This window comes from Archangium sp. (assembly GCF_057119385.1).
The window spans coordinates 26,669-52,666 of the sequence record NZ_DBNGVP010000236.1 but is presented as its reverse complement, the minus strand read 5'-3'; the positions used below and the strand labels follow the sequence as shown (position 1 = coordinate 52,666).

The following is a 25,998-nucleotide window of genomic DNA, read 5'->3' as shown; positions in this document are numbered from 1 at the left end:
TCCATGGCCACCCGCACGTACACGCTGAAGGCCGCGACGGCGACTCCCGCGCCGCGGATCGACTATGCGCGGCTGCTCAACGAGGAGCAGCTGCTGGCGGTGGAGGCGGGGGAGGGGCCGGTGCTGGTCATCGCCGGGGCGGGCTCGGGCAAGACGCGCACGCTGACGTTCCGGGTGGCGCGGCTGCTGGAGCGGGGCATCCCTCCCGAGGGCGTGCTGCTGCTCACCTTCACCAACCGGGCCGCGCGGGAGATGACGCGGCGGGTGGAGGAGCTGGCCGGGGCCTTCGCGGACGTGCGCCAGCTGCTGAGCGGCACCTTCCACCACGCGGCGCACGTGCTGCTGCGCCAGCACGCGGGGGCCATCGGCTTCTCGCGCGACTTCACGGTGCTGGATCGCGAGGACGCGCGCGACCTGATGTCCTCGTGCATCGCCGAGCGCAAGCTGCCCCGCGAGCGGCGCTTCCCCAAGGCCGAGGTGGTGTTGGACCTGGTCTCCATGGCCGCCAACCTGCAGCTCTCCGTGGCCGAGGTGCTGGTGGAGCGCCGCCCGCAGTTCCTCCCCGTGGCCGAGGACGTGCTCGCGGTGGCCCGCCGCTTCGCCGAGCGCAAGGGCCGCATGCACCTGATGGACTTCGATGATCTGCTGGTGATGCTCAAGCGGCTGCTCGTGGACAACCCCATCATCCGCGAGCAGCTCGTGGACCGGTTCCACTGCGTGCTGGTGGACGAGTACCAGGACACCAACCGGCTGCAGGGCGAGCTCGTGGATCTGCTCGCCGGCGAGCGCCGCAACCTCACCGCGGTGGGCGACGACTGCCAGTCCATCTACAGCTTCCGGGGCGCGGACTTCACCAACATCATCGACTTCCCCAAGCGCTACCCGGGCTGCGGCATCTACCCGCTCACCCGCAACTACCGCTCGACGCCGGAGATCCTCCGGCTGGCCAACGCCTCCATCTCGCTCAACCAGCGCCAGTTCTCCAAGCAGCTCATCTCCTCGCGGCCCCCGGGGCCGGTGCCCGTGCTCGCGTGCACCCTGGATCTGGATCAGCAGGCCGCCTTCGTGGCCCAGCGGGTGCTCGAGCTGCGCGACGGGGGCATGCCCCTGGAGCAGATGGCGGTGCTCTACCGCGCCCACAGCCACTCCATCGAGCTGCAGCTGGAGCTGGTCCGCCGGGGCATCCCCTTCCGGGTGCGCTCGGGCGTGCGCTTCTTCGAGCAGATCCACGTGAAGGACGTGCTCGCCCACCTGCGGTTGGCGGGCAACCCGCGGGACGAGCTGGCCCTCAAGCGCGTGGTGAAGCTGGTGCCCGGCATCGGTCCCGCCACCGCCGAGACCCTCTGGGAGGCGCTGCTCGCCCTGCCGCCGGAGCTGTCGCTCGTGGAGGGCATGGCCCGTCCCGAGGTCCAGGCCGAGCTCCCCCGGAAGGCCGCCGCCGGCTTCGCCCGGCTGATCCAACTCCTCGAGCGCTTGGGGGCCCCCGGGTCGAATTTGACACCAGGACAGATGATCCAGGAGGTGCTGGCGGGAGGCTACGGCGAGTACCTGCGGACGGAGTTCCCGGAAGAGGAGCGGCGCGAGGACGACATCCGGCAGCTGGCGGAGTTCGCCGGGCGCTTCGAGGCGCTGCCGCGCTTCCTGTCGGAGATCGCGCTGGTGGCCGAATTCTCGGCCCGCGAGGCGACGGGAGAGCCTCCGGCGGAGAGCCTCACGCTGTCCACCGTGCACCAATCCAAGGGGCTGGAATGGCAGGCGGTTTTCGTCATCTCGCTGGCCGAGGGCCGTTTCCCGCTGCCGGGAGCCGCCCAGACGCCGGACGAGGTGGAGGAGGAGCGCCGGCTCTTCTACGTGGCGGCCACCCGGGCCAAGGACGAGCTGGCGTTGTGCTACCCGATCTCCGCCGTCCTGCGAGGAGGCGAGCGGGCGGTCCTCCGGCTTTCCCGCTTCGTCGAGGAGCTGCCGCCAGGCGAGGAGGCGCCCTACGACCGGCTGATCGTGGAGACGAGAACTGCGCAACCCGGCTCCTGACGTGATACAGAGAAGTACTCCACCATGGCGGACAGACCTCGCATCATCGGGATTGATCTGGGAACGACCAACACACTGGTCGCGTCCGTGAAGAACCGCATCCCGAAGATCGTCCCCACGGATCGCGGCAATCTGATCCTGCCCTCGGTGGTGGCGCTCTCCGGCAAGGGCGAGCTGCTGGTGGGGGGCGTGGCCAAGGATCAGATGGTCACCAACCCGAAGAACACGCTCTACGGGACCAAGCGCCTCATCGGCCGCAAGTACCAGTCCCGGGTCGTCGACGACCTGAAGGGCTACTTCAAGTACGACATCGTCGAGGCCCCGGACGGGGAGGCGGCGGTGACGCTGGGCGGGCGCATGTACACGCTGCCCGAGGTCTCCAGCTTCATCCTCAAGCAGCTCAAGACGATCGCCGAGCAGTTCCTGGGCGGCCCCATCGACGAGGCCGTCATCTCCGTGCCGGCGTACTACACGGACAGCCAGCGCCAGGCGGTGAAGGAGGCCGGCAAGCTCGCCGGCTTCAACGTCAAGCGCATCGTCAACGAGCCCACCGCGGCGGCGCTCGCCTACGGCTTCAACCGCGGGTTGGATCAGAAGATCCTCGTGTACGACCTGGGCGGTGGCACCTTCGACGTCTCGGTGCTGCACCTGACGGGCAACGTCTTCGAGGTGCTGGCCACCGGGGGCGACACCTTCCTGGGCGGCGTCGACTTCGACAACCGGGTGATGGACTACGTGCTCGAGAAGTTCTGGGAGGAGACCAAGGTCGACCTCTCGCAGAGCCCCATCGCCATGCAGCGCATCAAGAACGCGGCCGAGGCGGCGAAGATCGATCTCACGCTCATCCCCAACGTGGTCATCGACCTGCCCTACATCGAGGAGCGCAAGGGCAAGCCGTTGGACCTGCGGATTCCCCTGACGCGCGAGAACCTCAACGCGCTCACCATGGATCTGGTGGACCGCACGTTCGAGATCTGCGACCGCGTGCTGGCGGAGAAGGGCATCCACCGCTCGGAGATCGACGAGATCATCCTGGTGGGCGGGCAGAGCCGCATGCCGCTGGTGCAGCAGCGGATTCAGGAGCACTTCGGCAAGCCGCCGCGCAAGGGCGTGCACCCGGACGAGTGCGTGGCCCTGGGCGCCGCGCTGCTGGCGGACTCGCTGGGCACCATCGACTCGGTGACGCTGCTGGACGCGGTGTCCATGCCCATCGGCTACGCGCTGCCCAACGGGCGCGTGCGCCGGGTCATCGAGAAGAACTCCATCATCCCGCTGGTGAAGAGCTTCCGGCTGCCTCCTCCGAAGGATCCGGGCGCGCCCTTCATCGAGATGGACATCTTCCAGGGCGACAGCGACCTGATGGTGGACAACGAGTACCTGGGCACGCTCCGGGTACCGGCCGAGGCGGCGGGGCGGAAGATCGACTTCCGGCTCAACGAGGAGTGCCTGCTGCAGGTCATGGTCGAGGAGCCGGGCGGCCCCCGGCGGATCGAGCTGGCCACGCGGGACACGCCCGAGCTGCTCAAGAAGGAGCTGGCGCGGGTGGCCGAGGAGCGGGCCCAGAAGGCCGAGCAGGCGGCGTCCACGCCGTCGTCCCACCAGGAGAGCAGCGGGCTGTTCTCCAAGGTCAAGAGCATCTTCCGTAGGGGGTAGGCGGCGGCATGGCCACGTTCCCGTCCAAGGAGTGGTGTGAGGAGGCGGTTCGGCTGGTGAACTCGGATCCGGAGAGCTCGCTCGCCGCCCAGGGGTGGCAGGGAGAGATCGGGGTCATCGTCGACGCGGAGCCGGGCAAGCTGGCTCGGGCCTTCGTGGCGCACCTGGTGCCGCGCGGCGGCCGCATCGAGAAGCTGCGCGTGCTGGATGAGCCGGACGATCTGGACGAGCTGGATCCCGCCTACCTGGCGCGGGCGCCCTACACGGTGTGGAAGCAGTTGCTGCAGGGGAGCCTGGATCCCGTGGAGGCGGTGCTGCGGCGGCGCATCGCGGTGAAGGGAGACCTGCAGCAGCTCATCGAGCGCCTGCGGTTCAAGGGCATCGCGGATCGCGTCTTCGGGGCGCTCAAGACGGAGTACGTGGACGGGCCATGACGGCCCGCGGGGGGCAGTCATGAGCATTCGCCGCAACCTGAAGAAGCAGGCCCTGGGCGTGTCGCAGAAGGCCATGGAGAAGCTGCTGGCCGACGAGAAGCGGGCCATGGCGGTCGCCCAGGCGCTCGGCTCCGTGCAGCGGGGCAAGCAGGCGCTGGACCGGGGCCAGGAGGAGCTGATGAGGGCGCTGAGCTTCGCGACCCGGAGCGACTTCAAGGCCGTGGGCAAGAAGCTCTCCGGCCTCAAGCGCCGGCTGCGCGAGCTGGACGAGCGGCTGGAAGAAATCGCGCGAGAATAGCCGTTGACAGGGAACACGGCGGGTGGCATCTACCCACCCGTCGCTTCGTCGGGGGCGCATAGCTCAGCGGTAGAGCACTGCCTTCACACGGCAGGGGTCCCAGGTTCGAATCCTGGTGCGCCCACTCCGACGGGTCCCGATCACCGCAATCGGGCGCATAGCTCAGCGGTAGAGCACTGCCTTCACACGGCAGGGGTCCCAGGTTCGAATCCTGGTGCGCCCACAAACACAGAGGCCGTGAGTCCCCAGGGGCTCACGGCCTCTGTGTTTTCCGGGCCTGCCCCGGAGCTCACTCCGCCGCGGGCGCCGGCTGCCCCCGCGAGGCCAGGGCCTTGTCCGCCCCGGCCCGCTCCAGCGCCCGCGCCTTCAGCAGCGAGGCCACGATGGAGCCGCCCAGCAGCAGCGCGATGACTCCCAGCGAGACCGCGGGCGGCACCTTCACCACGTCCACCAGCGCCATCTTCGTGCCCACGAACACCAGCACCGCCGACAGGCCCACCTTCAGGTAGGAGAACTTCTCCACCGCCCCCGCCAGCACGAAGAACAGCGAGCGCAGGCCCAGGATGGCGAAGATGTTCGACGTGAACACCAGGAACGGATCCGTCGTCACCGCGAAGATGGCCGGGATGGAGTCCAGCGCGAACAGCACGTCCGTCAGCTCCACCAGCACCAGCGCCATGAACAGCGGCGTGGCCAGCTTCTTGCCATTCTCCACCGTGAAGAAGTGATCCTTGTCGAAGCGCGGCGTGGACGGGATGACCCGCCTCGCCAGCTTCATGACCGCGCCGTCCTCCGGGTGCTCCTCCTTGTTGCGCTGCAGGAAGAGCTTCACCCCCGTGAGGATGAGGAACGCCCCGAAGACGTAGATCAGCCAGTGGAAGCGCTGCAGCATCGCCACGCCCGCGAAGATCATCGCCGCGCGCAGCACCAGCGCGCTCAGGATGCCCCAGAACAACACCCGGTGCTGGTACACCGCCGGAATCTTCAGCGCCGAGAAGATGACGACGAAGACGAAGATGTTGTCGATCGACAGCGACTTCTCGATCAGATAGCCCGTGAGGAACTGCATCCCCGGCGTGGGCCCGAACTTCCACCAGATGCCCAGGTTGAACACCAGCGCCAGCGAGATCCACACCCCGCTCCACGTCAGCGCTTCCTTGAACTTCACCTCGTGCGTCTTCCGGTGGAAGACGCCCAGGTCCAGCGCCAGCATCAACAGCACGAATATGATGAACCCCGCCCAGAGGGCGGGGCTGCCTACACTCTGCATGTCCATGAAGGGATGTCTTTCTTTGTGAAGGGGAGGGGAAGCCGTCAGCGGGCGAAGGGGAGGGCGCTCCCGCTCCAGCCCCGGGGCGTGGACATCCGCAGGGCCTGCTCACGCAGCCGCCGCACGCGCTCCTCCGTCCGCGGGTGCGTCGAGAAGAGCGACAGGATGCTCTGCATCCCCGCGAAGGGGCTCACGATGAACAGGCTCGCCGTCGCCGGACGCCCCTCCACCGGCAGCGCCATCGCCCCCGCCTCGAGCTTGCGCAGCGCGCTCGCCAGCGCCTCCGGATCTCCGGAGATCTCCCCGCCCGTCTGGTCCGCCAGGTACTCGCGCGAGCGCGAGATGCCCATCTGGATGACCGTGGCCGCCAGGGGCGCCACCAGCGCCAGCGCCAGCGTCTGCAGCGGAGAGAGGCCCTCCTCTCCGTCCTCGTCCCGGCCCAGGAACATCGAGCCGAACATGCCCACCGCGTGCGCCATGTACGTCACCGCCGACGCCACCGCCGCCGCGATGGTGGACACCAGGATGTCCCGGTTCTTGATGTGCGCCAGCTCGTGCGCCAGCACGCCGCGCAGCTCCCGCTCGTCGAGCACCTCCAGGATGCCCGCCGTCACCGCCACCACGCCGTGCTCCGGGTTCCGGCCCGTCGCGAAGGCGTTCGGCTGCGCCTCGTTCATCAGGAAGACGCGCGGCTTGGGAATGCCCGCACGCGCCGACAGCTCCTCCACCATCCGGTGCAGGCCCGGCGCTTCCCGGGGGCTCACCTCCTGCGCCCCGTGCATGCTCAGCACCAGCTTGTCCGAGTAGAAATACGCTCCCAGGTTCATCGCCAGCGACAGCACCAGCGCGCCGAGGAGGAAGCCCTTTCCCAAGGCCGCGCCGATGCCGATGAGCACCACCGACAACACGCCGAGCAGCAGCAGCGTCTTGATCTGATTCTTCATGCTTTCTGAATTAAAGGCTCCTCGACAATTCGGCAAATAGGTAATAGGGGCGCAATCCTTCGGGAAAACCGAGGGAGAGCGGCCACTCTTCACCTCGTCTCCAGGACAGACAGGCGAGCCTGGGGCCCGGACCTGGGGGCGGGATGATGGAGTGTCGGCTTGTGTTCAGGGGCCCGAAACCGGCTGGATCCGAATGTCCACCGGGCTCGTGAGCACCTGGCCGGTCCCGGGAGCGGTGAGCGGGCGTGGAGCCATCCGCGCCGTCCTGTCTCCGCGATCGGGAGCGCTCGACGGAGTGGCCCTGGCGCCTCCGCCGGCGGCTCCCCGCCTCACGGCCCCCTCGCATGGAGAATCTCGTTGATTCGCTACCGACTTCTTTCCGCTCTCTGCGCCTCCTTCTTCCTGGCTTCGGCCGTCGGCTGTGAGCCGGCGGAGCAGGTACCGGACTCGCGGACGCCCCCCGGCTTGAATGGGGATGGCATGGGTGGAGACCTGACGAACGACCCGGGGACCGCGTCGCCTGCTCCCACTCCGGGCCCCAGCGCTCCCACGCCCGCTCCGGCTCCCACGCCCGAGCCCGCTCCCACGCCGGGTCCAGCACCTGCTCCCGCGCCATCGCCTGCTCCCGCGCCCACTCCGGCTCCCGCAGCGGACACGGATGTCTTCGGCGTGAAGATGATCTACCCGACGAAGGCGGGCGGCGAGACGTGGTTCCTCAAGGACGACGCGCTGAAGGACTCGCGCTTCGACCCGCAGGATCCCATCACCCGCAACGCGGATGGCTCCTGGAAGATGAAGAGCACCCAGGTGCGCATGCACGCGCGCACCTCCACGGGCTACGACTCGAAGAAGATCCCCACGTATGACCGGGACGTGCTGGCGGGCCGCGGTTACATGCAGGCCGCCAACGACTGGAAGAACGTGGAGATGACGGGCTTCGTCAAGGTGAACGCCGCCAGCAATTGGAGCGACAACTTCGCCTGGTACGCGCGCGGCGGCCGCCACACCGACTCGCTGGCCTGCGAGGGCTCCTCCTACAAGGGCGGCCTGCACTACGACGGCCGCGTCCGCTGGGAGAAGGAGTCCTGGCACGTCAGCTACGACAGCGTGCCCTACAAGACGGGCACCAGCTCGCTCAAGGGCCGCTGGGTGGGCTTCAAGTCCATCATGAAGAACGTCACCTCCAACGGGAAGCCCGCGGTGAAGCTGGAGCTGTGGCTCAACGACAATGCCGACAAGGTGACGTGGAAGAAGGTCTACGACGTCACCGACTCCGGCCAGATCGGCGGCGATGCCACGAATTGCGGCGGCTCCGTGGATGCCATGCCCATCACCTGGGGCGGTCCGCTGGCCACGTTCCGCTGGGACAGCGCCACGGACGTGGACTTCAAGTGGCTGAGCGTGCGCGAAATCACCGAATAGGTCGGGTGGAGGGAGCCCACCTCGCATGAGGGGTCTGGCGCGGGGATTTCCGTCGTCACCGCGCCTTTTTCATGCACGGTGCGAGACTTCTGCCCGCTGTTGAACCGGGAGCTCGCACTCGGGGGCAGTGGCCGGAGTGGGTCCCCCATACCAGCCTTCCGGCTCCACCGGCGCTCCGTCCGTGGGCACCGGACCTCGCGGGGGGATCCGTCCATGCAGATCACGTTCCTCGGGCATGCTGGCTTCCTGATTGAAACCCAACACGCCCTGGTGGTCGCAGACCCATGGTTGTCCCCTCAGGGGGCCTTCGACTCGGCATGGATGCAATTTCCGCGCAACCATGACCTCGCTCCCCTGGTGCGCGAGAAGCTCGAGCACTCGCCCAAGGAGCGCTTCCTCTACATCAGCCACGAGCACAAGGATCACTACGATCCCGACTTCCTGCGCACCCTGACGAAGCGGGACTTCACCGCCGTCATCGGCCGCTTCCGCCGCACGGCGCTCCGCGACGACTTCGTGGCCTATGGCGCCAGGCGCATCATCACCTGCGAGGACTCGCAGGAGGTGCCCTTCAAGGGCGGCTACCTGAAGCTCTACCTGACGGACTCGGGCACCAACCGGGACTCGGCGCTGCTGGTGCAGGCCGATGGGCAGTGCTTCCTCAACCTCAACGACTGCAAGATCCACGATCGGCTGCCGGCCGTCGTCGCGGAGGAGGGGCCCATCGATGTCTTCACGGCCCAGTTCTCGGGCGCCATCTGGCACCCCACCTGCTACGACTACTCGCGCGAGGAGTACGCCGAGCACTCGCGGCAGAAGCGGGCCAGCAAGTTCGAGGCGGTGGCTCGCGCCATGGAGACGGTCCAGCCCCGGGTGTACATGGCCTCGGCCGGCCCGGCCTGCTTCCTGGATCCGTCGCTCTTCCACATCAACCTCGAGCCGGTGAACATCTTCCCCCGGGCCTCGGAGCTCTTCACGTTCCTCCAGCACCGGCTGGCCGGGAAGACGCCGCGCCTGCTCGAGCCCATGCCCGGGGACGTGCTCGACGCGGGCCTCGGGGAGAGGGTGTCGCTCGCCCCCGAGCGCGTCACCGAGGAGAACGTCTCGCAGTACCTGCGCTCCTACGCCGCGCTCCAGACGCGGGTCTTCCGCGAGCGGCGGCGCAATCTGATGCTCGAGGAGGTGGACCGCATCCACCAGCGGCTGCGCGAGGAGATGCAGCAGAAGCTGGACGCCTTCTCGCTGGCGGACCGGGTGATGACGCCCCTGTACATGGGCCTCATCGAGCTGCCCGGGCAGCTCATCCGCGTGGACTTCCGCTCGCGCCGGGTGGAGGTCGTCAGCGAGGTGCGCGACTTGAGCCGCTACACGTTCATCTCGAGCGCGGCGGACATCGTGCGCGTGTTGGATCGCAAGCTGAACTGGGAGGACTTCCTGCTGTCGTTCCGCTTCCGGGTCTCTCGCTCGCCCGATGTGTATGACGCCAGCCTGCACAACTTCCTCGCCGCCGAGATCGAGGACCTGCGCGTCATGTGCGACAACACACTCGCTACCGAGTCGCGCAAGGAGCGCACCGTGGTGACGGCCGGCGGGATGCGCTACGCCGTCAACCGGTATTGCCCGCACCAGGGCGCGGATCTGCGCGAGGGGTGGGTGGAGGAGGGGCGCTACCTCGTGTGCCCCCGCCACCGCTGGCGCTTCGATCTCCAGGATGGGGGCAGCTGCGGCACCAACGGGTGCTCCATCAAGGCCGAGTGCCTCGGGAAGGACGAGGAGAAGCGCGAGGCCCCGGTGGAGCACAGGCCCGGGATGTGAGTCCGTGTGAATCCCCTCTCCCTTTGGGAGAGGGAGGAGTGTCACGGCGTCGAGAGCAGTTCCACGTCGAACCGGCCGTTGTCCGTGCGCAGGCCCACCGGCCCATCGAAGGTGAGGGCTTCCGCTGGCAGCTCTCCCTCCCAGACCGTGCTCCCGTCCACCCGCACCTTCAGCTCCGTCCCCTGGAGCTCCGCTCTCAGGGTGTGGCTGCTTCCCGGTTCGAGCCCGGGCACCGCTGCCTTGCTCCGCGGTTTCACCGTCCGGTAGCCCCCGTTGCCGCAGTCGTCCGAGCGCGACATCCCCGGGTTGTACTTCATCGACACCACCAGGCCCGCTTTCGGCTCCAGGCGCCACATCACGTAGACCACGTTGCAGCCGTCCTTCGCCCGCAGCTTCAGCCCCACCTGCCGGCGCAGCTCCCCCGATTGCAGCGGTTTCTGCTCGCGCGTGGCCCCCAGATAGGTGAAGCGCAGCTCCGCCACCCGGGCTTCCTCTCCGTCCCTGGCCTTCAGCGCCCGTGCCTTCGGGCCCTCGCCCGTGGACACCACCGCCCGCACCTTCGGGTCCTCGATGCGCAGGCGGCCCCCCCCGACAGGCTCCAGCTTCCCCTGTGTCGCCTTCATCCGCTTCGCGGTGAGCGGGCCGTCCTCCTCCGTCTTCTTCATGGGCCCTCCTGGCGCCGCCGGGGGTGCGAGCAGCCCCAACAGCGAGGCCAGCAGGATCGGCCGGCCCATCATGGCCGCTCCTCTCCCAGGAAACGGCCCAGCTCCGCCACGTGCGTCTTCAGCCAGGCCTGCTCCGCCCTCAGCCGCGCCAGCTCCAGCACCAGGTAGTCCCGATAGCGGCGCACCTTCGCCGTCTCCATCGCCTGGAGCTCCCGCAGCTGTCCCTCCAGGTCCGTCACCAGCACCGACACCTCGCGCAGGCGCGCCTCCTCCGCCGAGTGCCCCGCACGCAGCTCGCGCACCAGCCGGGCCACGTCCTGGCTCACGCCCTCCACGTCCTCCTCGAGCAGGCGCCGGCGGCCCTCCCTCGCCCGTGCGTTCGCCGACGGCAGCCACAGGCTCCCCAGGTTGTACGAGACGGTCAGCATCCCGAAGAGCGGCACGTCCTGCCGCACGTTGATCAACTCGTCGTACCCGCCCCGCAGCCGCACCTTCCACGCCGACGCGCTCCGCAGGCCCGCGGACTCCACTTCCACCCGATCATCCGCCGCGCGGAAGTCCTGCAACCACGTGGACAGCGGCCGCTCGGCGGGGCGGGGCAGGGCGGCGAGCCGCTCGCGCTCCTTCGCCGTCTCGTACGCCAGCGCCCGCAGCCCATCCAGCCGCAGCTGCAACGCGTTGAGCTCCTCGACCGTGGCCCGGCCTTCCTTCACCTCGTCGCGCAGCGAGGCCAGCAGCTGTCCCGCCTCGGGCAGGGCCGCCTCCAATACCTGGGCCCGGGCGGCCAGCGCGGCCTCGGCCCCCACGTCCGTGCCCCGCTTCGCCGCCGCCTGCAGGGCCGAGAGCGCCCGGTACCGCTCGCACTCCGCCTCCGCCCGGCGCCGGGCCGACAGCCCCCGGTACAGCCCCACGAAGTCATAGTCCACGCCCGCCATGAGCCGCGGCGTCGGGCCTCCCAGCGGCACGCCTCCGCTCCCTCCGGCCTCGCCCGCGTTCACCACGCCCACGCTCGCGAATACGTCCGGCGCCAGCAGCACCGCCGCCTCGGCGTCACCCACCCCGCGCACGAAGGCGCAGTAGCCCGGATCTCCCGCCGCTCCCTCCGGCTCCTGGGCCCCCGCGACTCCCGCTCCGAGGCCGGCCAGCACGCTCCATGCCACCGCCCACCGCATGCCCGTCTCCTTCCTCGCTCCGGCCCTACAGCAGCAGCGGCGGCCGCCCCAGCAGCAGCAGCTCGTCACGTGCCCAGCGCTCGTCCCGCAGCTTCAGCTCCACCATCACCCCGCGCAGCATCGTCTGGCGCACCGGGTGCTTCACCGTCACTTCCCCCTGCAGCACCTGGCCCACCATCCCCACCTCCCGGCACCACACCAGCTTCAGCGTGCACCGGTACAGCGGCGTCCCCGCTCCCGCGTTGTCCAGGTTCTCGTACGGCACGAAGCCCACCGTCAGCCCCCGCTCGATGGCCTCCAGCCACGGCGAGCTCCGGATCGACGCGAGCAGCGCGTCGTAGCGCGCCACCGCCTCGTCCAGCGACTTCAGGCTCTCCGTCAGGTGCCGGCGCTCGCTCTCCGCCCGCGCCACCTCCAGCACCGAGCGCGTGTACTCCCGCTCCAGCAGCAGCACCTCCGTGTTGAGGCCCGTGCTCTTGCCGCCCAGCGAGGCGTCGAAGCCGTCCAGCTCGCGCTTCACCGCCTCCAGCTTCGTCTGCAGCTCCGCCGAGCCCTCCGCCAGCGACAGGTTGCTCTGCGCCATCTGCGCCAGCTGGTGGTTGGCCGTGAGCCGCTCCTCTTTCTCCAGCATCCGCGCGTTGTAGAGCGCCTCCGTGCGCGTGCGCGCCATGCCCGCGTAGGCCCGGTTGGACTCGGCGATCTCCCGCGCGGCCTCCTGGTACTCCCGCCGCAGCGTGGCCAGCCGGCGCAGCGCCTTCGCCCGCGCCGTCCGCTCGCCACCCAGCGCCACCCGGAAACGCTCCTGGAAGTCCTTCTCCGCTCCCACCAGCCGCTGGGCCTGCTCCATCCGGGCTTCCAGCTCCCTGCGATCCGCCAGCAGCTTGTCCCGCGAGGCCGCCTGCTGCGCCAGCTGGGCGTTGAGCTGGAGGATCTGCGGATCCGTCGGAGACACCACCGTGGGTGTCAGCCACGAGTGGTTCACGAAGAAGAAGATCTGCACCCCCAGGTACGAGACGAGCCCGCCCAGGATGATCGCCAGCAGCACCGAGCCCAGGGCCTTGTAGGCGTTGACCGCGACCGTGTTGAGCTTGTTGACGATGCGCTGATTCATGATGTCGAACCCCCTCCCGCCGCTCGGGTGGGAGCAATGGTGTCGGCCGTGCCATCCGCGGGCGGCGCGCTCGCCGGAGGCACTCCCGGCGCGGCGCTCGGCTTGCCCCGCGTCTCCCAGCTGCCCGAGTCCAGCGTGAACAGCGCCAGCGGCGTGAAGAGCGCGTAGGTGACGGGCATCAACAGCCCCATGGGCAGGAAGGAGAGCGCCGGCACGCGCATCTCCGGAGGCAGGTCTCTCTTGTGGATGCGGTAGATGAGCCCCATGGCCCCCATGACGAGCATGTGCAGCAGCAGCACACCCCAGAACTGCCCGTTGAGGACGTTGTGGATGATGATGACGGGATAGGAGAGCAGCAGCGCCAGCTGTGACACGTAGTGGACACCCACCACCGGGTGCAGCCTCCAGGCGTGGCTCAGCCCACAGATCATGTCCACCAGGTTGGAGCGCCGCCACCGCAGTTGTTGGGAGAAATACCCCGCCAACGTGGCCGGCGCGGCCGTCTGGCACCACGCCTCCGTGGTGTACACCGTCTCGTAGCCCACCTTGACGATCTGCCGCGTGAGGAAGCGGTCCTCCCCGTACTTGATGGGGACACCGGCGATGTTGCGCGCCTCGAGGATCGGATCCAGCTCCAGCAACACGTGGCGCCGGTACGCGGTGAGGCACCCGGACAGGCACAGCACCGAGCGGAAGCTCCGCTCCAGATCCTTGAGCCACTCCTGGGCGAAGTAGAACTTGATCTCGATCATCCGCGTCATCCAGTTCTGATGACGGTTGGCCACGTAGGTGCGGCCGCCCACCGCGGCGATGCGGGGACTCACGAAGCGCCGCACCAGCTCGCGCACGGCGCTCGGGTGCACCACCACGTCCGAGTCCACCGAGACGATGATCTCCGCCGTGGCCTCGCGCACCGCCCGGGCGATGCCCTTGCGCTTGCCCATGTTGAAGGGGTTGCGCACCACCTTCACGTTCGGGTGGCCCTCGGCCGCCCTCAATGCCCAGGCATGGCTGTCGTCGGTGGAGCAATCATCCACCACGCAGATGCTCAGTTTGTCGTGCGGATAGTCCTGCGCCAGCAGGCTGCGCACGGCGTGGTAGATGCCCTCGCCCTCGTTGAAGAGGGGAATCACCACCGTGACGGTCGGCTGGTAGCCGTCGTCCGTGGCATCCACCCACCGGCCCCGCACCCGCCGCAGCAGCGGACCGAGCACGTACCGGTTCATCATCACCACCAGTACCAACAGGTGAACGGGGAACAGTTCCATATCCCAACCCGGCGCCGGGAATGAGCCCGGCGCGTCCCAACACACACACACCCCTGACGCTCGCCCTGGCCTCGTCCCGCTCGGTTGTGCCCCCCCTCGTGCTCCGATCGCGCATGCCTTCCGGCACGGTGCTTCGGCGCGGCCTGAAACTCGGCCCGTGCCAGACCGCTCACAACTGCCCCGCGGGGCAGTCGGAGTGTCCTTCACGCCCGAATCCTTCTCCTCCCATGTCGGATGCCGGGACACACGAACGCCCAGAGCTGTCGTCCGCTGATCAGGAGGTATGGACCGAGGCACCCCTTGGCAACACCCCCGAGGGTCCTACGTTGACTTGCCACGTTGTGGGGGCGGTGCAGGAAGGGGACGGGGATGGGGCGATCAGCCGTGGGGGCTTGGGGGAGAGGTCTGTTCTTGGCGGCGGGGGCGTTGCTGGCGGTGGTGCCGCCGGTGGCGGACGCGGCGGATCCAAAGGTGGCGGGGGAGTGGTCGCCGATGACGACCTTTCCCATCTCGCTCACGCACGCGCACCTGCTGCCCACCGGCAAGGTGATGTTCTTCGGCGAGTTCGATGAGGGGCTGACGCCGCCGCGGCTGTGGGATCCCGCCACCCGCACGCTCACGAATCTCCCCATGCCCGACTACAACATCTTCTGCTCGGGCCACTCGTACCTGGCGGATGGGCGTCTGCTGCTGACGGGCGGGCACGAGGTGTCCCACGTGGGCTACCCCTACGTGAGCATCTTCGATCCCTTCACGCTCACGTGGAGCCGCACGCAGGACATGAATGACAACCGGTGGTACCCCACCAACACCACGCTGCAGAACGGTGACGTGGTGGTGCTCTCGGGCGAGACGCACGCGGCGGGCATGTCCAACCCGTTGCCGCAGGTGTGGGAGTCCAAGACGGGCACCTGGCGCAATCTCACCACCGCCGTGCAGGATCTGCCCTACTACCCGCGCATGTTCCTGGCGCCCAACGGCAAGCTGTTCTTCGCGGGCCCCTGGCGCCGCTCGCGCTGGTTGGATCCCGAGGGCACCGGCACCTGGTTCGACGGCCCGCTCAGCGTGTACAACGGCCGGGCCTACGGCGCGGCGGTGATGATCGGCTCCAAGGTGCTCATCATCGGCGGCGGCTCGCCCGCCACGGCCACCGTGGAGGAGATCGATCTCTCGCAGCCCTCGCCCACGTGGGTGACGCGCGCCCCCATGGCCTGGCCCCGGCGCCAGCTCAACGCCACCCTGCTGCCGGATGGCAAGGTGCTGGTGACGGGCGGCAGCAGCGGCGAGGAATTCGATGACGAGACCCAGCCCGTCAAGGTGCCCGAGCTCTACGATCCCGACACCAACACGTGGACGAAGCTCAACCCCGCCGCGGACTACCGGGGCTACCACTCCACGGCCCTGCTGCTGCCGGACGGGCGCGTGCTGACCGGTGGTGGCCGCGACCGCCGCACCACGGAGATCTTCTCGCCCCCGTACCTCGAGCAGGACGGCCCGCGTCCCTCCATCCAGGAGACGCCCCCCGTCCTCACCCCGGGGACGAACTTCCTCCTCCAGACGGCGGACGCGGCCCAGGTGGCCAAGGTGACGCTGCTGGCGCTCGGCTCGGTGACGCACGCCTTCGATCAGCACCAGCGCTTCCTCCAGCTGCCCTTCACCCAGGCGAGCGGGGGGCTCCAGGTGTCCGCGCCGGTGAACAACCTCGCCGCGCCTCCGGGCTACTACATGCTCTTCATCGTGGACGGGCGCGGCGTGCCCTCGGTGGGGCGCATCGTGAAGGTGGGCTACGTGGAGCCCGCCGCCCAGAAGAAGATCATCTTCAGCGACACGTGGAAGTACGACGATCGCGGCGTCGATCTGGGCACCGCCTGGCTCGCCCGGGACTTCGATGACTCGGCCTGGAAGTCGGGCCCGGGCCAGCTCGGCTACGGGGACGAGGACGAGGGCACGGTGCTCACCCCGGGCGCTCCCACGGTGTACTTCCGCAAGAAGATCAACCTGGAGAACATCGTCACCGAGGCGAACCTCGAGGTGCTCTACGACGATGCCATCGCCGTGTGGGTCAACGGTGTGCAGGTCTTCTCCCGCAACCTGGGCAACGGCACGGCCTTTGGCGCCTATGCCACCGGCTCGACGACGAATGCGTACGAGCGCGCTTCGATCCCGCTGGCATCCAACCCGTTCCGCGTGGGGGAGAACGTGATCACCGCGATGGTGAAGCAGGTGTCCCCCAACTCGGATGACCTGACGTTCGCGCTCTCGCTGGCGGTGACGCAGCTGTCCGGCCCGGTACCGGACACGCTGGTGCTCTCCGCGCCCAACGGCGGCGAGGTGCTCCAGCCGGGCGCCTCCACCTCCATCACCTGGACCAGCACCGGCAGCGTGCCGGGCGTGGACCTCGCGCTGTCCACGGATGGCGCCGCGAGCTGGTCGCCCATCGCCTTCGGCGTGCCCAACACCGGCCTGTACGCCTGGACGGTCCCGGACGTGAGCACCAGCCAGGCCCTGGTGCGCGTGTCCCGCGTGGGCGGCACCACGCCCCTGTCGGACGTGAGCAACGCGCCCTTCACCATCAGCCAACAGTTGAGCGTCATGGCCATCCCGTTCCGGTCCACGTGGAAGTACCAGGACACCGGCGTGGACCCCGGCGCGGCCTGGAGCACGGCGGGCTTCGATGACTCGGCCTGGCCCTCGGGGGCGGCCCAGCTCGGCTATGGCGATGGTGACGAGGCCACGGTGCTCGACCGCACCACGCCCTCCCAGTCCAGCGTCTACTTCCGCAAGAAGATCACCGTGAACGGCGTCGTCACCCAGGCCCACCTGCGTGTCCTCTTCGACGATGGCATCGCGGTGTTCGTCAACGGGACGCAGGTGTTCGGCCGCAACGTGGACAAGGGCGTGGCCCACGACAAGTACGCGAGCGGTGGCGCGGAGAACGAGCTCGCCTCCGGCACCCTCCCCACGAGCGTCTTCGTCCAGGGGGAGAACACCCTCGCGGTGGTGGTGAAGCAGACGGGAGGGACGTCGCCGGACCTGACGTTCGACCTCGAGCTGCAGCTCGGCGTCGTCCCGAAACCGTGAGCGGGCGGGCGGGCGCGCCTGCTTGCCGGGCTGGCGCGTCCGCCCGTGACGCGATAGGGGTGGGGACTGGACCGCCCATCATGTCGAGCCCCCTCTCCGAGCCGCCCCTCTCCCTTCGTCCCGATGAGGTCCACCTGTGGGTGGTGGAGCCGGAGCGTGTCTCCGAGCCCCGGCTGCTCGCCGCCTACCTCGCGATGATCAACGCCGAGGAGCGGGAGCGGCACTCGCGCTTCCGCTTCGACAAGCACAAGCTGCAGTTCCTCGTGTCGCATGCGCTGGTGCGTGTCACCCTGTCGCGCTACGCGCCCGTGCAGCCCCAGGCCTGGCGCTTCGCCGTCAACGGCTACGGGCGCCCCGAAATCACCGGCGACGGGCTGCCCCGCCTGCGCTTCAACCTCTCGCACACGGACGGCATGGCGGTGTGCGCGGTGGCGCTCGACACGGACGTGGGCGCCGACGTGGAGTACTCCGGCCGTCCCGGCCAGACGGTGGAGCTGGCCGACTCCTTCTTCGCCCGCTCCGAGGTCCACGCCCTGCGCGCCCTCCCGGCCGAGCACCAGCGCGAGCGCTTCTTCGATTACTGGACCCTCAAGGAGTCCTACATCAAGGCCCGGGGCGCGGGGCTGAGCCTGCCGTTGGATCAGTTCGCCTTCCACCTGGAGGCCGGACGGCCGCCGCGCATCTCGTTCGATCCACGGCTGGTGGACGATCCGGAGACGTGGCAGTTCGTGCAGATACGGCTGGGGCCGGAGCACCCGGCGGCGGTGGCGGTGCGCCGGACGCGGGGACTGCCGCTGACGGTGCGCTGCCAGCGGACCGTGCCGCTGGCGGGGGATGGGCCGCCCTGGTTCGTCCCGGCCAGCTAGGGGCCCACCTCGGGGCACCAGCGGACGATCTCCTCGCGCAGGGCCGCCAGCAGCTGATCCCTCGCCGTGCGCAGGAAGAAGTGCGTGCCCGGGAAGTGGCGGGAGCGGAAGCCACCGGTGGTCAGCTCGCCCCAGTGCTCGAGATCCGGCAGGGAGACGTGGGGATCCGCGTTGGAGCCGAAGGCGGTGATGGGGCAGCGCACCGGCAGGGCGGGGAGCACCGCGTCGGCGAGGGCGAAGTCGGCGCGCAGCATCGGCAGCACCATCTCCAGCAGCTCCTTGTGGGCGAAGACCTCGGGAGGCGTGCCCTCGTACTTGCGCAGCAGCTCGATGAAGGCCGCGTCGTTCAGCGCTTCGCGGGACGTCCGCTCGCGGTGGGGGGCACCGGCGGCGGCCATCACCATGCCCAGGGGCAGGGGCGCGCCCCGGGCCTGCCAGCGCTGCGCGAGCGACAGGGCCACCCGCGTGCCCATGCTGTAGCCGAAGAAGACGAAGGGCTTGTCCAGCAGCGGGGCCAGCGCCGGCTCCAGCGCATCCAGGAGCGGGGCGAGCTGCCGGAAGGGCGCTTCCATGATGCGGCGCTCGCGGCCGGGGAGCTGCACGGCGACCAGCTCGACTCCGGCGGGGAGTGATGCGCCCCAGCCGTTGTAGACGGAGGCGCCGCCTCCGGCGAAGGGGAAGCAGAACACCCGCAGACGCGCGTTGGGGTTGGGCTGACGGGTTGGGAACCAGGGATTCGTGGAGGCCGCGGGACGCATGGGGCAGGGGACTGTGTCGCTTCGGTCACGGAGCGTCAAGCCTGCCCGGCTGCTTCCGGCCGGCCGCTCCGGGGGGGAGCGCGCAGGCTTTGCGTCCCCTCGTGCCCGGCCGCTCCACCCGCGCAAGCGGTGCACCCGGGGTACTGCTGTAGCCAGGTAACGAGACCCTCACGTCTCCCCAAGGGAATGGCGATCGGGCATGTTTCTCGCAAAGAGTAACGGGTCCTACTTACCCGGCCGAGAGGTCATCATCGTGAGCGCGAGCGGGGCCCCTCGGGGAGGGCCGGAACTGGAGCGGCTGCGAGCCATCTTCGACCATGCCTTCGAGCTCATCGGGCTGCTCACCCCCGAGGGGGTGCTGGTGGAGGTCAACCGGGGAGCCCTGGTGTTCGCGGGGGTGGAGCGCGAGCAGGTGGTGGGCAAGCCGCTGGACATGGCCCCCTGGTGGCTGGACTCCAGCGGCGCGGCGGAGGAGTGGCTGCGGCGCGCCATCCAGGAGGCCTCGCGGGGCCGTTTCATCCGCTACGAGGTGGAGGTGCGCAGCGGAACGGGCCGGCCGGCCGTGATCGATCTCTCGCTCACCCCCATCCTCGACGGCGGGCGCGTGGGCTACATCCTGGCGGAGGGCCGCGACGTCACCGAGCGCAAGCGCGCCGAGCAGACGCTGCAGTCCTCCGAGGCGAGGCTGGCGGGCATCATCGCCATCGCCGCGGACGCCATCATCTCCATCAACGAGGAGCAGCGCATCACGCTCTTCAACCAGGGCGCGGAGCGCATCTTCGGCTACTCCCGCCAGGAGATGCTGGGGGCGCCCGTGGGGCGGTTGCTCCCGGAGCGTTTCCGGGCCGCCCACCGTGAGCACATCCGGGGCTTTGGCGCCGGTCCGCTGAAGCAGCTGCGCCTGGACTCGCTCCGGGAGGTCATGGGCCGGCGCCGCGATGGCGAGGAGTTCGCCGCCGAGGCCACCGTCTCCAAGCTGAGGGTGGACGGGCAGTGGGTGTACACCATCGCCCTGCGCGACATCACCGAGCGCAAGCGCACCGAGAGGGAGCAGCACTTCCTGCTGCAGGCCGGAGCGTTGCTCGCGCGCTCGTTGGACTTCGAGGCCACGTTGAAGCAGGTGGCGGAGCTGCTGGTGCCCACGCTGGCCGACTGCAGCATCATCCACCTGCGCGGGCCGGGGGACTCCATCGAAGTGGCCGCGCTCGCCCACCTCGACGTGGAGATGGCGCGCAGGCTGAGGGAGCTGTATCAGCGCTACCCCGTCCGGGCCGACGCGCTCCATGGCGCGGGGCGGGTCATCCGCACCGGCGAGCCGGAGCTCCTCTCCGAGGTGGGCCAGCGGGTCCGCGAGGAGCTGGCCCGCGACTCCGGCCACCTGAGGAGCATGCAGCAGGTGTCCATCACCTCCGCGCTGATCGTCCCCTTGCGAGGCCGGGAGCGGGTGCTGGGCGCCATCTCCCTGTCGATGAGCGAGTCGGGCCGGCGGCTGGGGCATCGGGACCTGGCCTTCGCCGAGGAGCTGGCGCACCTGGCGGCGCTCGCGCTGGAGAACGCGAACCTCTACCGCGTCGCCCAGCGGGCCACCCGGGCCCGGGACGAGGTGCTGGGCATCGTCGCGCACGACCTGCGCTCCCCGCTCAGCGCGGTCTCCATGTCCGCCCAGCTCGTGGAGCGTCAGCTGGAGCGGGGGAAGACGGGTCCGGAGACGCGGGAGATGCTCCACGTCATCCTGCGCATGGCGCAGCGCATGGGCCGGCTGGTGGAGGATCTGCTGGACATCTCCCGGCTGGAGGCGGGCCAGCTCTCCGTGCTCCCGAGCCGCCAGCGTGTGGAGCCGTTGGTGATCGAGTCCCTCGCGCAGGCGCGGTCCTCGGCCCCGGCCCTGGAGCTGCGCGCCGAGGTGGCCGAGGCCCTCCCGGAGGTGCTCGCGGACCGCCACCGCATCCTCCAGGTGTTGAACAACCTGCTCGGCAACGCGGTGAAGTTCACCCCACAGGGAGGCCGCGTCACGGTGGGGGCCCGGGCCGAGGGCGAGCGGGTGCGGTTCTGGGTCGAGGACACCGGCCCCGGCATCCCCGAGGAGCACCGCCAGCACCTGTTCGAGCGTTTCTGGCAGGCGCACAAGGGAGATCGCCGGGGGGCGGGCTTGGGACTGGCCATCTGCAAGCACCTCGTGGAGGCCCACGGCGGACAGATCGGCGTGGACAGCGAGGTGGGGCGGGGGAGCACGTTCTGGTTCTCCCTGCCCGTGGTCCCCGTGGGGGCGGCTCGCTGAGGACGCGAGGCCTCGTGCTTCATTCCTTGCCGCACAGCCCTGAATCCACGTGCCGGCAGTCGTGCAGGTTGCGCGGGACCACCAGCCAGGAGATGTCCGGGGCCACGTTGGGGCGCTCGCGGAGCGTCTCGGTGGTGGGGGCATCGCCCACGCCCGTGATGGCCACCTGGTAGCGGACACCGCCCGTCTTCGAGAGCGCGACGAGGCTCGCCGGCTCCGGCGGAGGCGCCGACGCCGAGCGGCTCTTGTGGGGGATGAAGCCGAGCAGCCGGCCCGCGTCGTCCCGGAGGCGGAAGCCGTGGGCCTGGTCCGGCAGGCCGGTGACGACGTCCGCCTGCCAGGAGCGGCTCGTGTCTCCACCGCCCATCAGCTTGCAGGCCTGGAGGGACTCGCCCTCGGGAGGCTGGAAGCTGGGCCAGAAGACGACGCCACCCATCACCGCCGAGCCGGTGGCCGTCTTCTCCTGGAGCGAGCCGTACTCGATGAACCAGCCGGGCCCCTCCTGGGTGCCGCGCGCCAGCGAGGACAGCTTCGCCGAGGGCACGTAGCGCACCGTCCCCAGCGTGGGGTGCGCGAAGGTGGCGTAGGCGCTGCTGGGAATGGTGACATCCACCAGCGAGCACTTCACGCCCTCCTCGCAGGTGAAGGGGATGTCCGTGACGCGCCGCTTGTCGAAGACGAGCGCCTGCGCCTCGGTGCGGAACCGGCGCTGCGGGCCGCCATAGGAGTGGAAGCCGTAGTAGCGGTTCCTGGGAATGAGGCTGGCGTCGGCGCCCAGCTTCATGTCGGCGCGCGAGTCCGTGGAGAGCCGGGCCAGGGAGCAGGACCACTCGCCGCCGGACGTGGCGCACTCGGCGTCCGAGAGGGCCGTGCCCGCCATGGGGTAGCGGTAGGAGCCGCCGCCGAGCGCGGTCTCGTTGGGGCAGTGGATGGTGAGGCCGGTCAGCTCCATGCGGGTGGCGCCGCAGGCGGCCAGCGGGGTGCCGGACGTGGTCTCGATGTTCTTCACCAGCACGCCGTCGTCGTACTCGAGGAGCGTGGTGCGCTGGTGGCCGTTGATGTTGGCGATGAACTCCGCGCGCACGTCGCACTTCTGCCGCACGCAGGCCAGGAGGTTGTCCGGGCTGCACGCGGTGTCCTCCGTGTCGCGCAGGTTCTGCCGGTCCCCCGTGCCCAGGAAGCTGCGCAGCCAGCCCGTGTCCGGTTGGCGCACGTTGGAGGCGATGTGGAAGAAGGGCGTCTTCTTGAAGGCCTTCTCCCCGCGCTGCACCTCGAGCGAGCGCGCGGCGAACCAGTTGTTCACCTGTCCGTCTCCGCCGAGCACTCCCGGCTCGTGGAAGCGGAACGTCCAGACCTGGCCGCCCAGGTCGCCCACCACCATGGTGTCGAAGAAACCATCCTGATCGATGCGGATGTCCTCCGCCCGGCCCACGTCCACCATGGCCGGCGAGGCCACCACGGGCATCATCTGGTGGATGACGTCATCCCGGTAGGCGTCCCCCGAGGCGGTGGCCCCGGGTTTCGCCTCCACGGACCACAGCTTCTGGCCCGTCCAGGCGTCCAGCATGTACACGCCGCGGCCGCGCGTGAGATCCGCGCTGTAGCCGCCGTTGAGGAAGACGATCCACCGCTCGTCCCAGCCCCGCGCGTTGTCCGCCGCGAGCCGCACCGGGCCGATGGGCGGCGGCTTGGGGGCGAAGCTGCTCCAGGACTGGCCCACGGCGCTGGACTCCGGATCGCACGCGTTGGGGAACATCCAGCGGAAGGGCTTGCCGTCCGGCTTCAACATCTCCCGCGGATCCGTCACGTCCAGCGCGGAGAAGCGCTGGCCGCCCGAGCGCTCGGTGAGGATGGCGAGCGTGTGGAACTCGCCCGCTTCCTTCACGCCGTTGCTCTTGTCCGTGCCGCTGGCCGAGCCGTCCGCCCAGATGTCGCGCACCATGGCCGTGCCGTCCACGTAGAACTCGTGGCCGCCCATCATCAACCCCAGCTTGGGCAGCAGATCCGGCGGGATGAAGGCCCACAGCTCCTGGCCCGTGCCCAGGTCGTGCATGTCGTCCACGGCGCTCTTCTTGTCCCGCTCCACCCACGTGCCCGCGTGCACCGCGTGCAGCATGCCGCCGTTGGAGCCCACCAGCACGATGCGCTCGCGCTTCGCGTACGCCTTGCGGAACACCTCATACGCCCCGTACCTGCTGCCGCTGGAGCCGAGCGGCGGCGACATGGGCGTGGGCGTGTAGCAGGGCTTGCCCGCGCCCGGCGTGGAGCACACGGCCTCGGACGACACCGAGGCGGTGAAGTCCTCGTAGAGGGTGGACAGGCACTGGCCGCTCATCCCCAGGCCGCACACGAAGGGCTCCAGGGGCGGCTGCACCAGCATGGGCGTGGAGTGGAAGATGTCCGCCAGCTTGCAGGAGCGCGAGGCGCTGTCCGCGCAGGGGCGATCCTCGGAGACGTTGGTGTCGCCGTCGTAATCGAGTACGTCCATGCCCCGGACGAAGCGGATGAGCGTGCGCACGCACTCGTCCTGCTGCGCGCTGGTGCCCGTCCACGTCAGCTTGCGCTGGGCGAAGAGCGTCAGGCAGAAGCCATCCCCGGCCGCCAGCAGGTAGGGCTTGAGGGCCGCGAGCTGGGACTCCTCGAAGGGCAGGGGAGGGTTGTCCCCGTCGGTGAACCGGCCGTCCTTGTTCCGGTCCACCAGGGTGAAGAGGCAGCGGCCACTGGTGGGATCCAACGGGTTGTCGCGGTTGCAGGGCGCACTCGCGGCGCGCTGGCCGAGCGTCTCGTTCAGGTCCCAGAAGGGCTCCGCGGGCTGGCCGCCCACGAGCCGCCCCTCGGCGTTGAGGGTGGCCGTCCTCACCTTCACCCATTTCCCGTCCGCGTTCTCCTGGACGATGTTGTTGACGGTGAAGCTCTCGGGGCTCGGGAGGACGCCCGGTGTCACGGTGAAGCCGGCCGGCTTGTCGAGGAAGAAGGTGTCCTCGCAGTCCTTGTCGCCGTTGAGATCGCGCTTGTCGCCGAGCGTGCTCCGGGCCTGCTTCGGGTCACACCCCTGGGTGAACTCGTTGTAGAAGAAGAAGCGGTAGAGGTGCCCCTCGTAGGGCATTCCCCGGCGCGGGATGAAGCGGGGCACGTACGCGGAGGACTGTCCGCTCGCCTGCACACCGGAGACGTGGGTGGAGGAGACGGCGGTGGACACCTGCTTGACCTCGCCGATGGCGGCGAGCAGGGCGTTGCGCAGCTGCGAGGGATCATCCACGCGGTAGAAGCGGCCCTTGCCCGCGAGCGCGATGCTCTGGAGCATGGGGCTGTTGTCGCCATACCCGATGGTGTACGTCGTGACGGACTGCTGGCCCGCCAGGTCGTCGCGCAGATCCATGTTCGCGAGGAAGAAGGCCACGTCGTCCATGAAGTTCTTGTTCGTCCGCGCGTGCCCCGTGGGCCAGTTGGCGTAGTCGCAGTCCTCCTTCGTGGCGCCGAACCGGTCGCAGTAGTTCACCCCGCCGGGGTCGAGGTTCGTCTTCGGGTTCGTTGGATCGAACCGGAGCGGGGCGCCGTCCGGGTGCGCCGCCTTGTTGGCCACGAGCAGCTCCATCATCTTCGTGATGGGCACCGTGTTGTCGAACCGGGGCGCGCCGTCCGTGAGCACGATGACGGAGCTCGACTGGCAGCCGAAGCACATGGACTTCTGGTCCCCCGTGCCCTCCCAGGGCTGGCCGGGCTTGTGCCACTCGTCGAAGGCCTGGCCCCAGCCCGCGCCGTCCATGAGGGTGATGGGATCGCGATCCGTGCCGCCGTTCCAGCCACCGGGCCAGCCCCAGCCGGGGCTGATGGGATTCTTGAACCACTTCACCCACCGGCCATCCACCTGCTGTGAGGAGTAGTAGCCGCCCAGGCCGAAGAGCGCCTCGCCGATGGAGCGCTCGGGGTTGCGGAAGACGATGGAGTTGATGGCCTTCACCATGTCGGCCCGCTTGAGCTCCTTCTCGTCGAAGAGCGGATACGAGCGGCTGCACGACGGCTGGATGGGCTGCAGCAGCAGGGGCGGGTCGTACCAGCCGCGGTCGATGCCGAAGGTGGCCAGGCCCATGCGCAGGTTGGTGGTGCTCATCACCACGTCCTTGAGCACCTTGCGCGCCGCCACGAACTTGGGCGGGCGCACGTTGAGCACCCGGCCACTGAGGATCCACCGGCGGCGCGCCTCGGTGGGCAGCTTCGGATCCGCCGGATCGCTCCCCACGACGCCGCGCCACCAGCCCCGGGTGAGCAGGCAGCTCCGGCACTCCTTGTGGATGGCCGAGCTGGGATTCCATCCCGTGTACGGGTAGCAGACCTGATCCACGTCCGCGGTGGCGAACGTGCCGCGGAAGTCCGCGTTGAGCGAGTAGGGCCACTCCGTGCCGTCCCGCGCCAGGCGCCAGCCGCGCGAGTGGTAGTACCTGGCCGGATCGAAGAACTGCACGCCCGCGGTGGAGAACTCCGGGTCCGGATCGATGGGCTCGGAGCCGTTGCGCCTGGGGTCCGTGCTGGCCGGATCGAACCAGCTCATCGCGGCGACCAGCGCCGGATCCGAGCAGCCCGTCTTCGTGGGATCTCCCGCCTCGGGGAGATAGACGGGGTACTCCTGCATGGACTCGTTGTTGCCGAGCAGGAAGAGGGTGCTGGGCGGGCCAGAGGTCGTCTCGAAGAAGTCCTTGTCGCCTCCGGTGGGCGCGTGGATCATCGCGTCTCCCAGGGCCGTGGCGCCCGTGCAGCACGAGGCCCTGTCGGGGACCGGCACATTGCCCGAGTGCCCGGGGGCGGCCAGCAGACCCAGCCCCACCACCGCCAGGCCCGTCACCGCGAACCTCCTCCGGCTCTCCACCGCCCGCCGGAGCGGACGCACCACGGCTTCGACGACATCGCTGCGCTTCATGGACGGTACCCCCTGAG

General features: G+C 69.5%; 17 protein-coding genes and 2 tRNA genes. 11 read left to right on the top strand and 8 right to left on the bottom strand.

Annotated features, from left to right (window positions below):
• The first annotated feature begins 3 nt into the window (after positions 1 to 3).
• From AC16DP_RS51745 to AC16DP_RS51720, 6 genes are all read left to right on the top strand, one after another.
• Positions 4 to 2,031 carry an ATP-dependent helicase gene (locus tag AC16DP_RS51745; protein WP_329732286.1) on the top strand — a complete coding sequence of 676 codons (2,028 nt, stop codon included), beginning with the start codon at positions 4 to 6 and terminating at the stop codon, positions 2,029 to 2,031.
• A 24-nt stretch (positions 2,032 to 2,055) separates the two neighbouring features.
• The gene (locus tag AC16DP_RS51740) at positions 2,056 to 3,684 is read left to right on the top strand and encodes an Hsp70 family protein (RefSeq protein WP_329732287.1); all 1,629 of its coding nucleotides are present in this window, start codon (positions 2,056 to 2,058) and stop codon (positions 3,682 to 3,684) included.
• 8 nt (positions 3,685 to 3,692) lie between these two features.
• A complete protein-coding gene (locus AC16DP_RS51735) occupies positions 3,693 to 4,118 on the top strand; it encodes an SCP2 sterol-binding domain-containing protein (protein ID WP_329732288.1) in 426 nt (141 codons plus the stop codon).
• A gap of 19 nt (positions 4,119 to 4,137) precedes the next feature.
• A complete protein-coding gene (locus AC16DP_RS51730; protein WP_073567106.1) occupies positions 4,138 to 4,416 on the top strand; it encodes a hypothetical protein in 279 nt (92 codons plus the stop codon).
• A gap of 52 nt (positions 4,417 to 4,468) precedes the next feature.
• Positions 4,469 to 4,540 (top strand) — tRNA-Val (locus AC16DP_RS51725).
• Between the two features lie 27 nt (positions 4,541 to 4,567).
• Positions 4,568 to 4,639: transfer RNA gene (locus tag AC16DP_RS51720), tRNA-Val, on the top strand.
• A gap of 66 nt (positions 4,640 to 4,705) precedes the next feature.
• On the opposite strand, the gene AC16DP_RS51715 is transcribed toward AC16DP_RS51720, so the two are convergent.
• Both AC16DP_RS51715 and AC16DP_RS51710 read right to left on the bottom strand, forming a co-directional pair.
• On the bottom strand, positions 4,706 to 5,692 hold the full coding sequence (locus tag AC16DP_RS51715) for a TerC family protein (protein ID WP_329732289.1): 987 nt from the start codon (positions 5,690 to 5,692) through the stop codon (positions 4,706 to 4,708).
• A gap of 38 nt (positions 5,693 to 5,730) precedes the next feature.
• Complete coding sequence (locus tag AC16DP_RS51710; protein ID WP_329732290.1) at positions 5,731 to 6,630, bottom strand: zinc metalloprotease HtpX; 900 nt, start codon at positions 6,628 to 6,630, stop codon at positions 5,731 to 5,733.
• Between the two features lie 357 nt (positions 6,631 to 6,987).
• Here AC16DP_RS51710 and AC16DP_RS51705 point away from each other — a divergent pair, with 357 nt between their 5' ends.
• Both AC16DP_RS51705 and AC16DP_RS51700 read left to right on the top strand, forming a co-directional pair.
• Entirely contained in the window at positions 6,988 to 8,052 is a 1,065-nt protein-coding gene (locus AC16DP_RS51705) for a carbohydrate-binding protein (protein WP_329732291.1), read from the top strand.
• Positions 8,053 to 8,265: 213 nt separating this feature from the next.
• Positions 8,266 to 9,867, top strand: coding sequence for a Rieske 2Fe-2S domain-containing protein (locus AC16DP_RS51700; protein ID WP_329732292.1), 1,602 nt, complete (start codon positions 8,266 to 8,268; stop codon positions 9,865 to 9,867).
• A 41-nt stretch (positions 9,868 to 9,908) separates the two neighbouring features.
• Here AC16DP_RS51700 and AC16DP_RS51695 read toward each other — a convergent pair whose 3' ends face one another.
• From AC16DP_RS51695 to AC16DP_RS51680, 4 genes are read right to left on the bottom strand one after another with little or no spacing between them, the layout of a single operon-like run.
• Positions 9,909 to 10,604 carry a hypothetical protein gene (locus AC16DP_RS51695; protein WP_329732293.1) on the bottom strand — a complete coding sequence of 232 codons (696 nt, stop codon included), beginning with the start codon at positions 10,602 to 10,604 and terminating at the stop codon, positions 9,909 to 9,911.
• Positions 10,601 to 11,704, bottom strand: a complete 1,104-nt coding sequence (locus AC16DP_RS51690) for a hypothetical protein (protein WP_329732294.1) — start codon at positions 11,702 to 11,704, stop codon at positions 10,601 to 10,603. The genes AC16DP_RS51695 and AC16DP_RS51690 overlap by 4 nt, the downstream gene beginning before the upstream one ends.
• Before the next feature lie 25 nt (positions 11,705 to 11,729).
• Positions 11,730 to 12,815: a hypothetical protein gene (locus tag AC16DP_RS51685; RefSeq protein ID WP_329732295.1), complete on the bottom strand. Its 1,086-nt coding sequence runs from the start codon at positions 12,813 to 12,815 to the stop codon at positions 11,730 to 11,732.
• The gene (locus AC16DP_RS51680; RefSeq protein ID WP_329732296.1) at positions 12,812 to 14,083 is read right to left on the bottom strand and encodes a glycosyltransferase family 2 protein; all 1,272 of its coding nucleotides are present in this window, start codon (positions 14,081 to 14,083) and stop codon (positions 12,812 to 12,814) included. The genes AC16DP_RS51685 and AC16DP_RS51680 overlap by 4 nt, the downstream gene beginning before the upstream one ends.
• A 411-nt stretch (positions 14,084 to 14,494) precedes the next feature.
• On the opposite strand from AC16DP_RS51680, the gene AC16DP_RS51675 reads away from it, so the two are divergent.
• Both AC16DP_RS51675 and AC16DP_RS51670 read left to right on the top strand, forming a co-directional pair.
• Positions 14,495 to 17,164, top strand: coding sequence for a galactose oxidase-like domain-containing protein (locus AC16DP_RS51675; RefSeq protein WP_329732297.1), 2,670 nt, complete (start codon positions 14,495 to 14,497; stop codon positions 17,162 to 17,164).
• Between the two features lie 80 nt (positions 17,165 to 17,244).
• On the top strand, positions 17,245 to 18,030 hold the full coding sequence (locus AC16DP_RS51670) for a 4'-phosphopantetheinyl transferase family protein (RefSeq protein ID WP_329732298.1): 786 nt from the start codon (positions 17,245 to 17,247) through the stop codon (positions 18,028 to 18,030).
• Here AC16DP_RS51670 and AC16DP_RS51665 read toward each other — a convergent pair.
• Positions 18,027 to 18,788 (bottom strand): thioesterase II family protein, encoded by a 762-nt coding sequence (locus AC16DP_RS51665; protein WP_329732299.1) that lies wholly within the window; start codon positions 18,786 to 18,788, stop codon positions 18,027 to 18,029. The genes AC16DP_RS51670 and AC16DP_RS51665 overlap by 4 nt on opposite strands.
• A 253-nt stretch (positions 18,789 to 19,041) precedes the next feature.
• On the opposite strand from AC16DP_RS51665, the gene AC16DP_RS51660 reads away from it, so the two are divergent.
• A complete protein-coding gene (locus AC16DP_RS51660) occupies positions 19,042 to 21,066 on the top strand; it encodes a PAS domain-containing sensor histidine kinase (RefSeq protein WP_329732300.1) in 2,025 nt (674 codons plus the stop codon).
• 19 nt (positions 21,067 to 21,085) lie between these two features.
• Here the strand turns inward: AC16DP_RS51660 and AC16DP_RS51655 are convergent, their stop codons facing one another.
• The gene (locus AC16DP_RS51655) at positions 21,086 to 25,981 is read right to left on the bottom strand and encodes a pilus assembly protein (RefSeq protein ID WP_329732301.1); all 4,896 of its coding nucleotides are present in this window, start codon (positions 25,979 to 25,981) and stop codon (positions 21,086 to 21,088) included.
• Positions 25,982 to 25,998 lie beyond the last annotated feature (17 nt).

Bases quoted from the DNA above. Each gene is read 5' to 3' on its own strand.
- AC16DP_RS51695 (WP_329732293.1), bottom strand. From the start codon at position 10,604: ATGATGGGCCGGCCGATCCTGCTGGCCTCGCTGTTGGGGCTGCTCGCA.
- AC16DP_RS51740 (WP_329732287.1), top strand. From the start codon at position 2,056: ATGGCGGACAGACCTCGCATCATCGGGATTGATCTGGGAACGACCAAC.
- AC16DP_RS51655 (WP_329732301.1), bottom strand. From the start codon at position 25,981: ATGAAGCGCAGCGATGTCGTCGAAGCCGTGGTGCGTCCGCTCCGGCGG.
- AC16DP_RS51665 (WP_329732299.1), bottom strand. From the start codon at position 18,788: ATGCGTCCCGCGGCCTCCACGAATCCCTGGTTCCCAACCCGTCAGCCC.
- AC16DP_RS51710 (WP_329732290.1), bottom strand. From the start codon at position 6,630: ATGAAGAATCAGATCAAGACGCTGCTGCTGCTCGGCGTGTTGTCGGTG.
- AC16DP_RS51730 (WP_073567106.1), top strand. From the start codon at position 4,138: ATGAGCATTCGCCGCAACCTGAAGAAGCAGGCCCTGGGCGTGTCGCAG.
- AC16DP_RS51735 (WP_329732288.1), top strand. From the start codon at position 3,693: ATGGCCACGTTCCCGTCCAAGGAGTGGTGTGAGGAGGCGGTTCGGCTG.
- AC16DP_RS51670 (WP_329732298.1), top strand. From the start codon at position 17,245: ATGTCGAGCCCCCTCTCCGAGCCGCCCCTCTCCCTTCGTCCCGATGAG.
- AC16DP_RS51685 (WP_329732295.1), bottom strand. From the start codon at position 12,815: ATGAATCAGCGCATCGTCAACAAGCTCAACACGGTCGCGGTCAACGCC.
- AC16DP_RS51700 (WP_329732292.1), top strand. From the start codon at position 8,266: ATGCAGATCACGTTCCTCGGGCATGCTGGCTTCCTGATTGAAACCCAA.
- AC16DP_RS51745 (WP_329732286.1), top strand. From the start codon at position 4: ATGGCCACCCGCACGTACACGCTGAAGGCCGCGACGGCGACTCCCGCG.
- AC16DP_RS51690 (WP_329732294.1), bottom strand. From the start codon at position 11,704: ATGCGGTGGGCGGTGGCATGGAGCGTGCTGGCCGGCCTCGGAGCGGGA.
- AC16DP_RS51715 (WP_329732289.1), bottom strand. From the start codon at position 5,692: ATGGACATGCAGAGTGTAGGCAGCCCCGCCCTCTGGGCGGGGTTCATC.
- AC16DP_RS51680 (WP_329732296.1), bottom strand. From the start codon at position 14,083: ATGGAACTGTTCCCCGTTCACCTGTTGGTACTGGTGGTGATGATGAAC.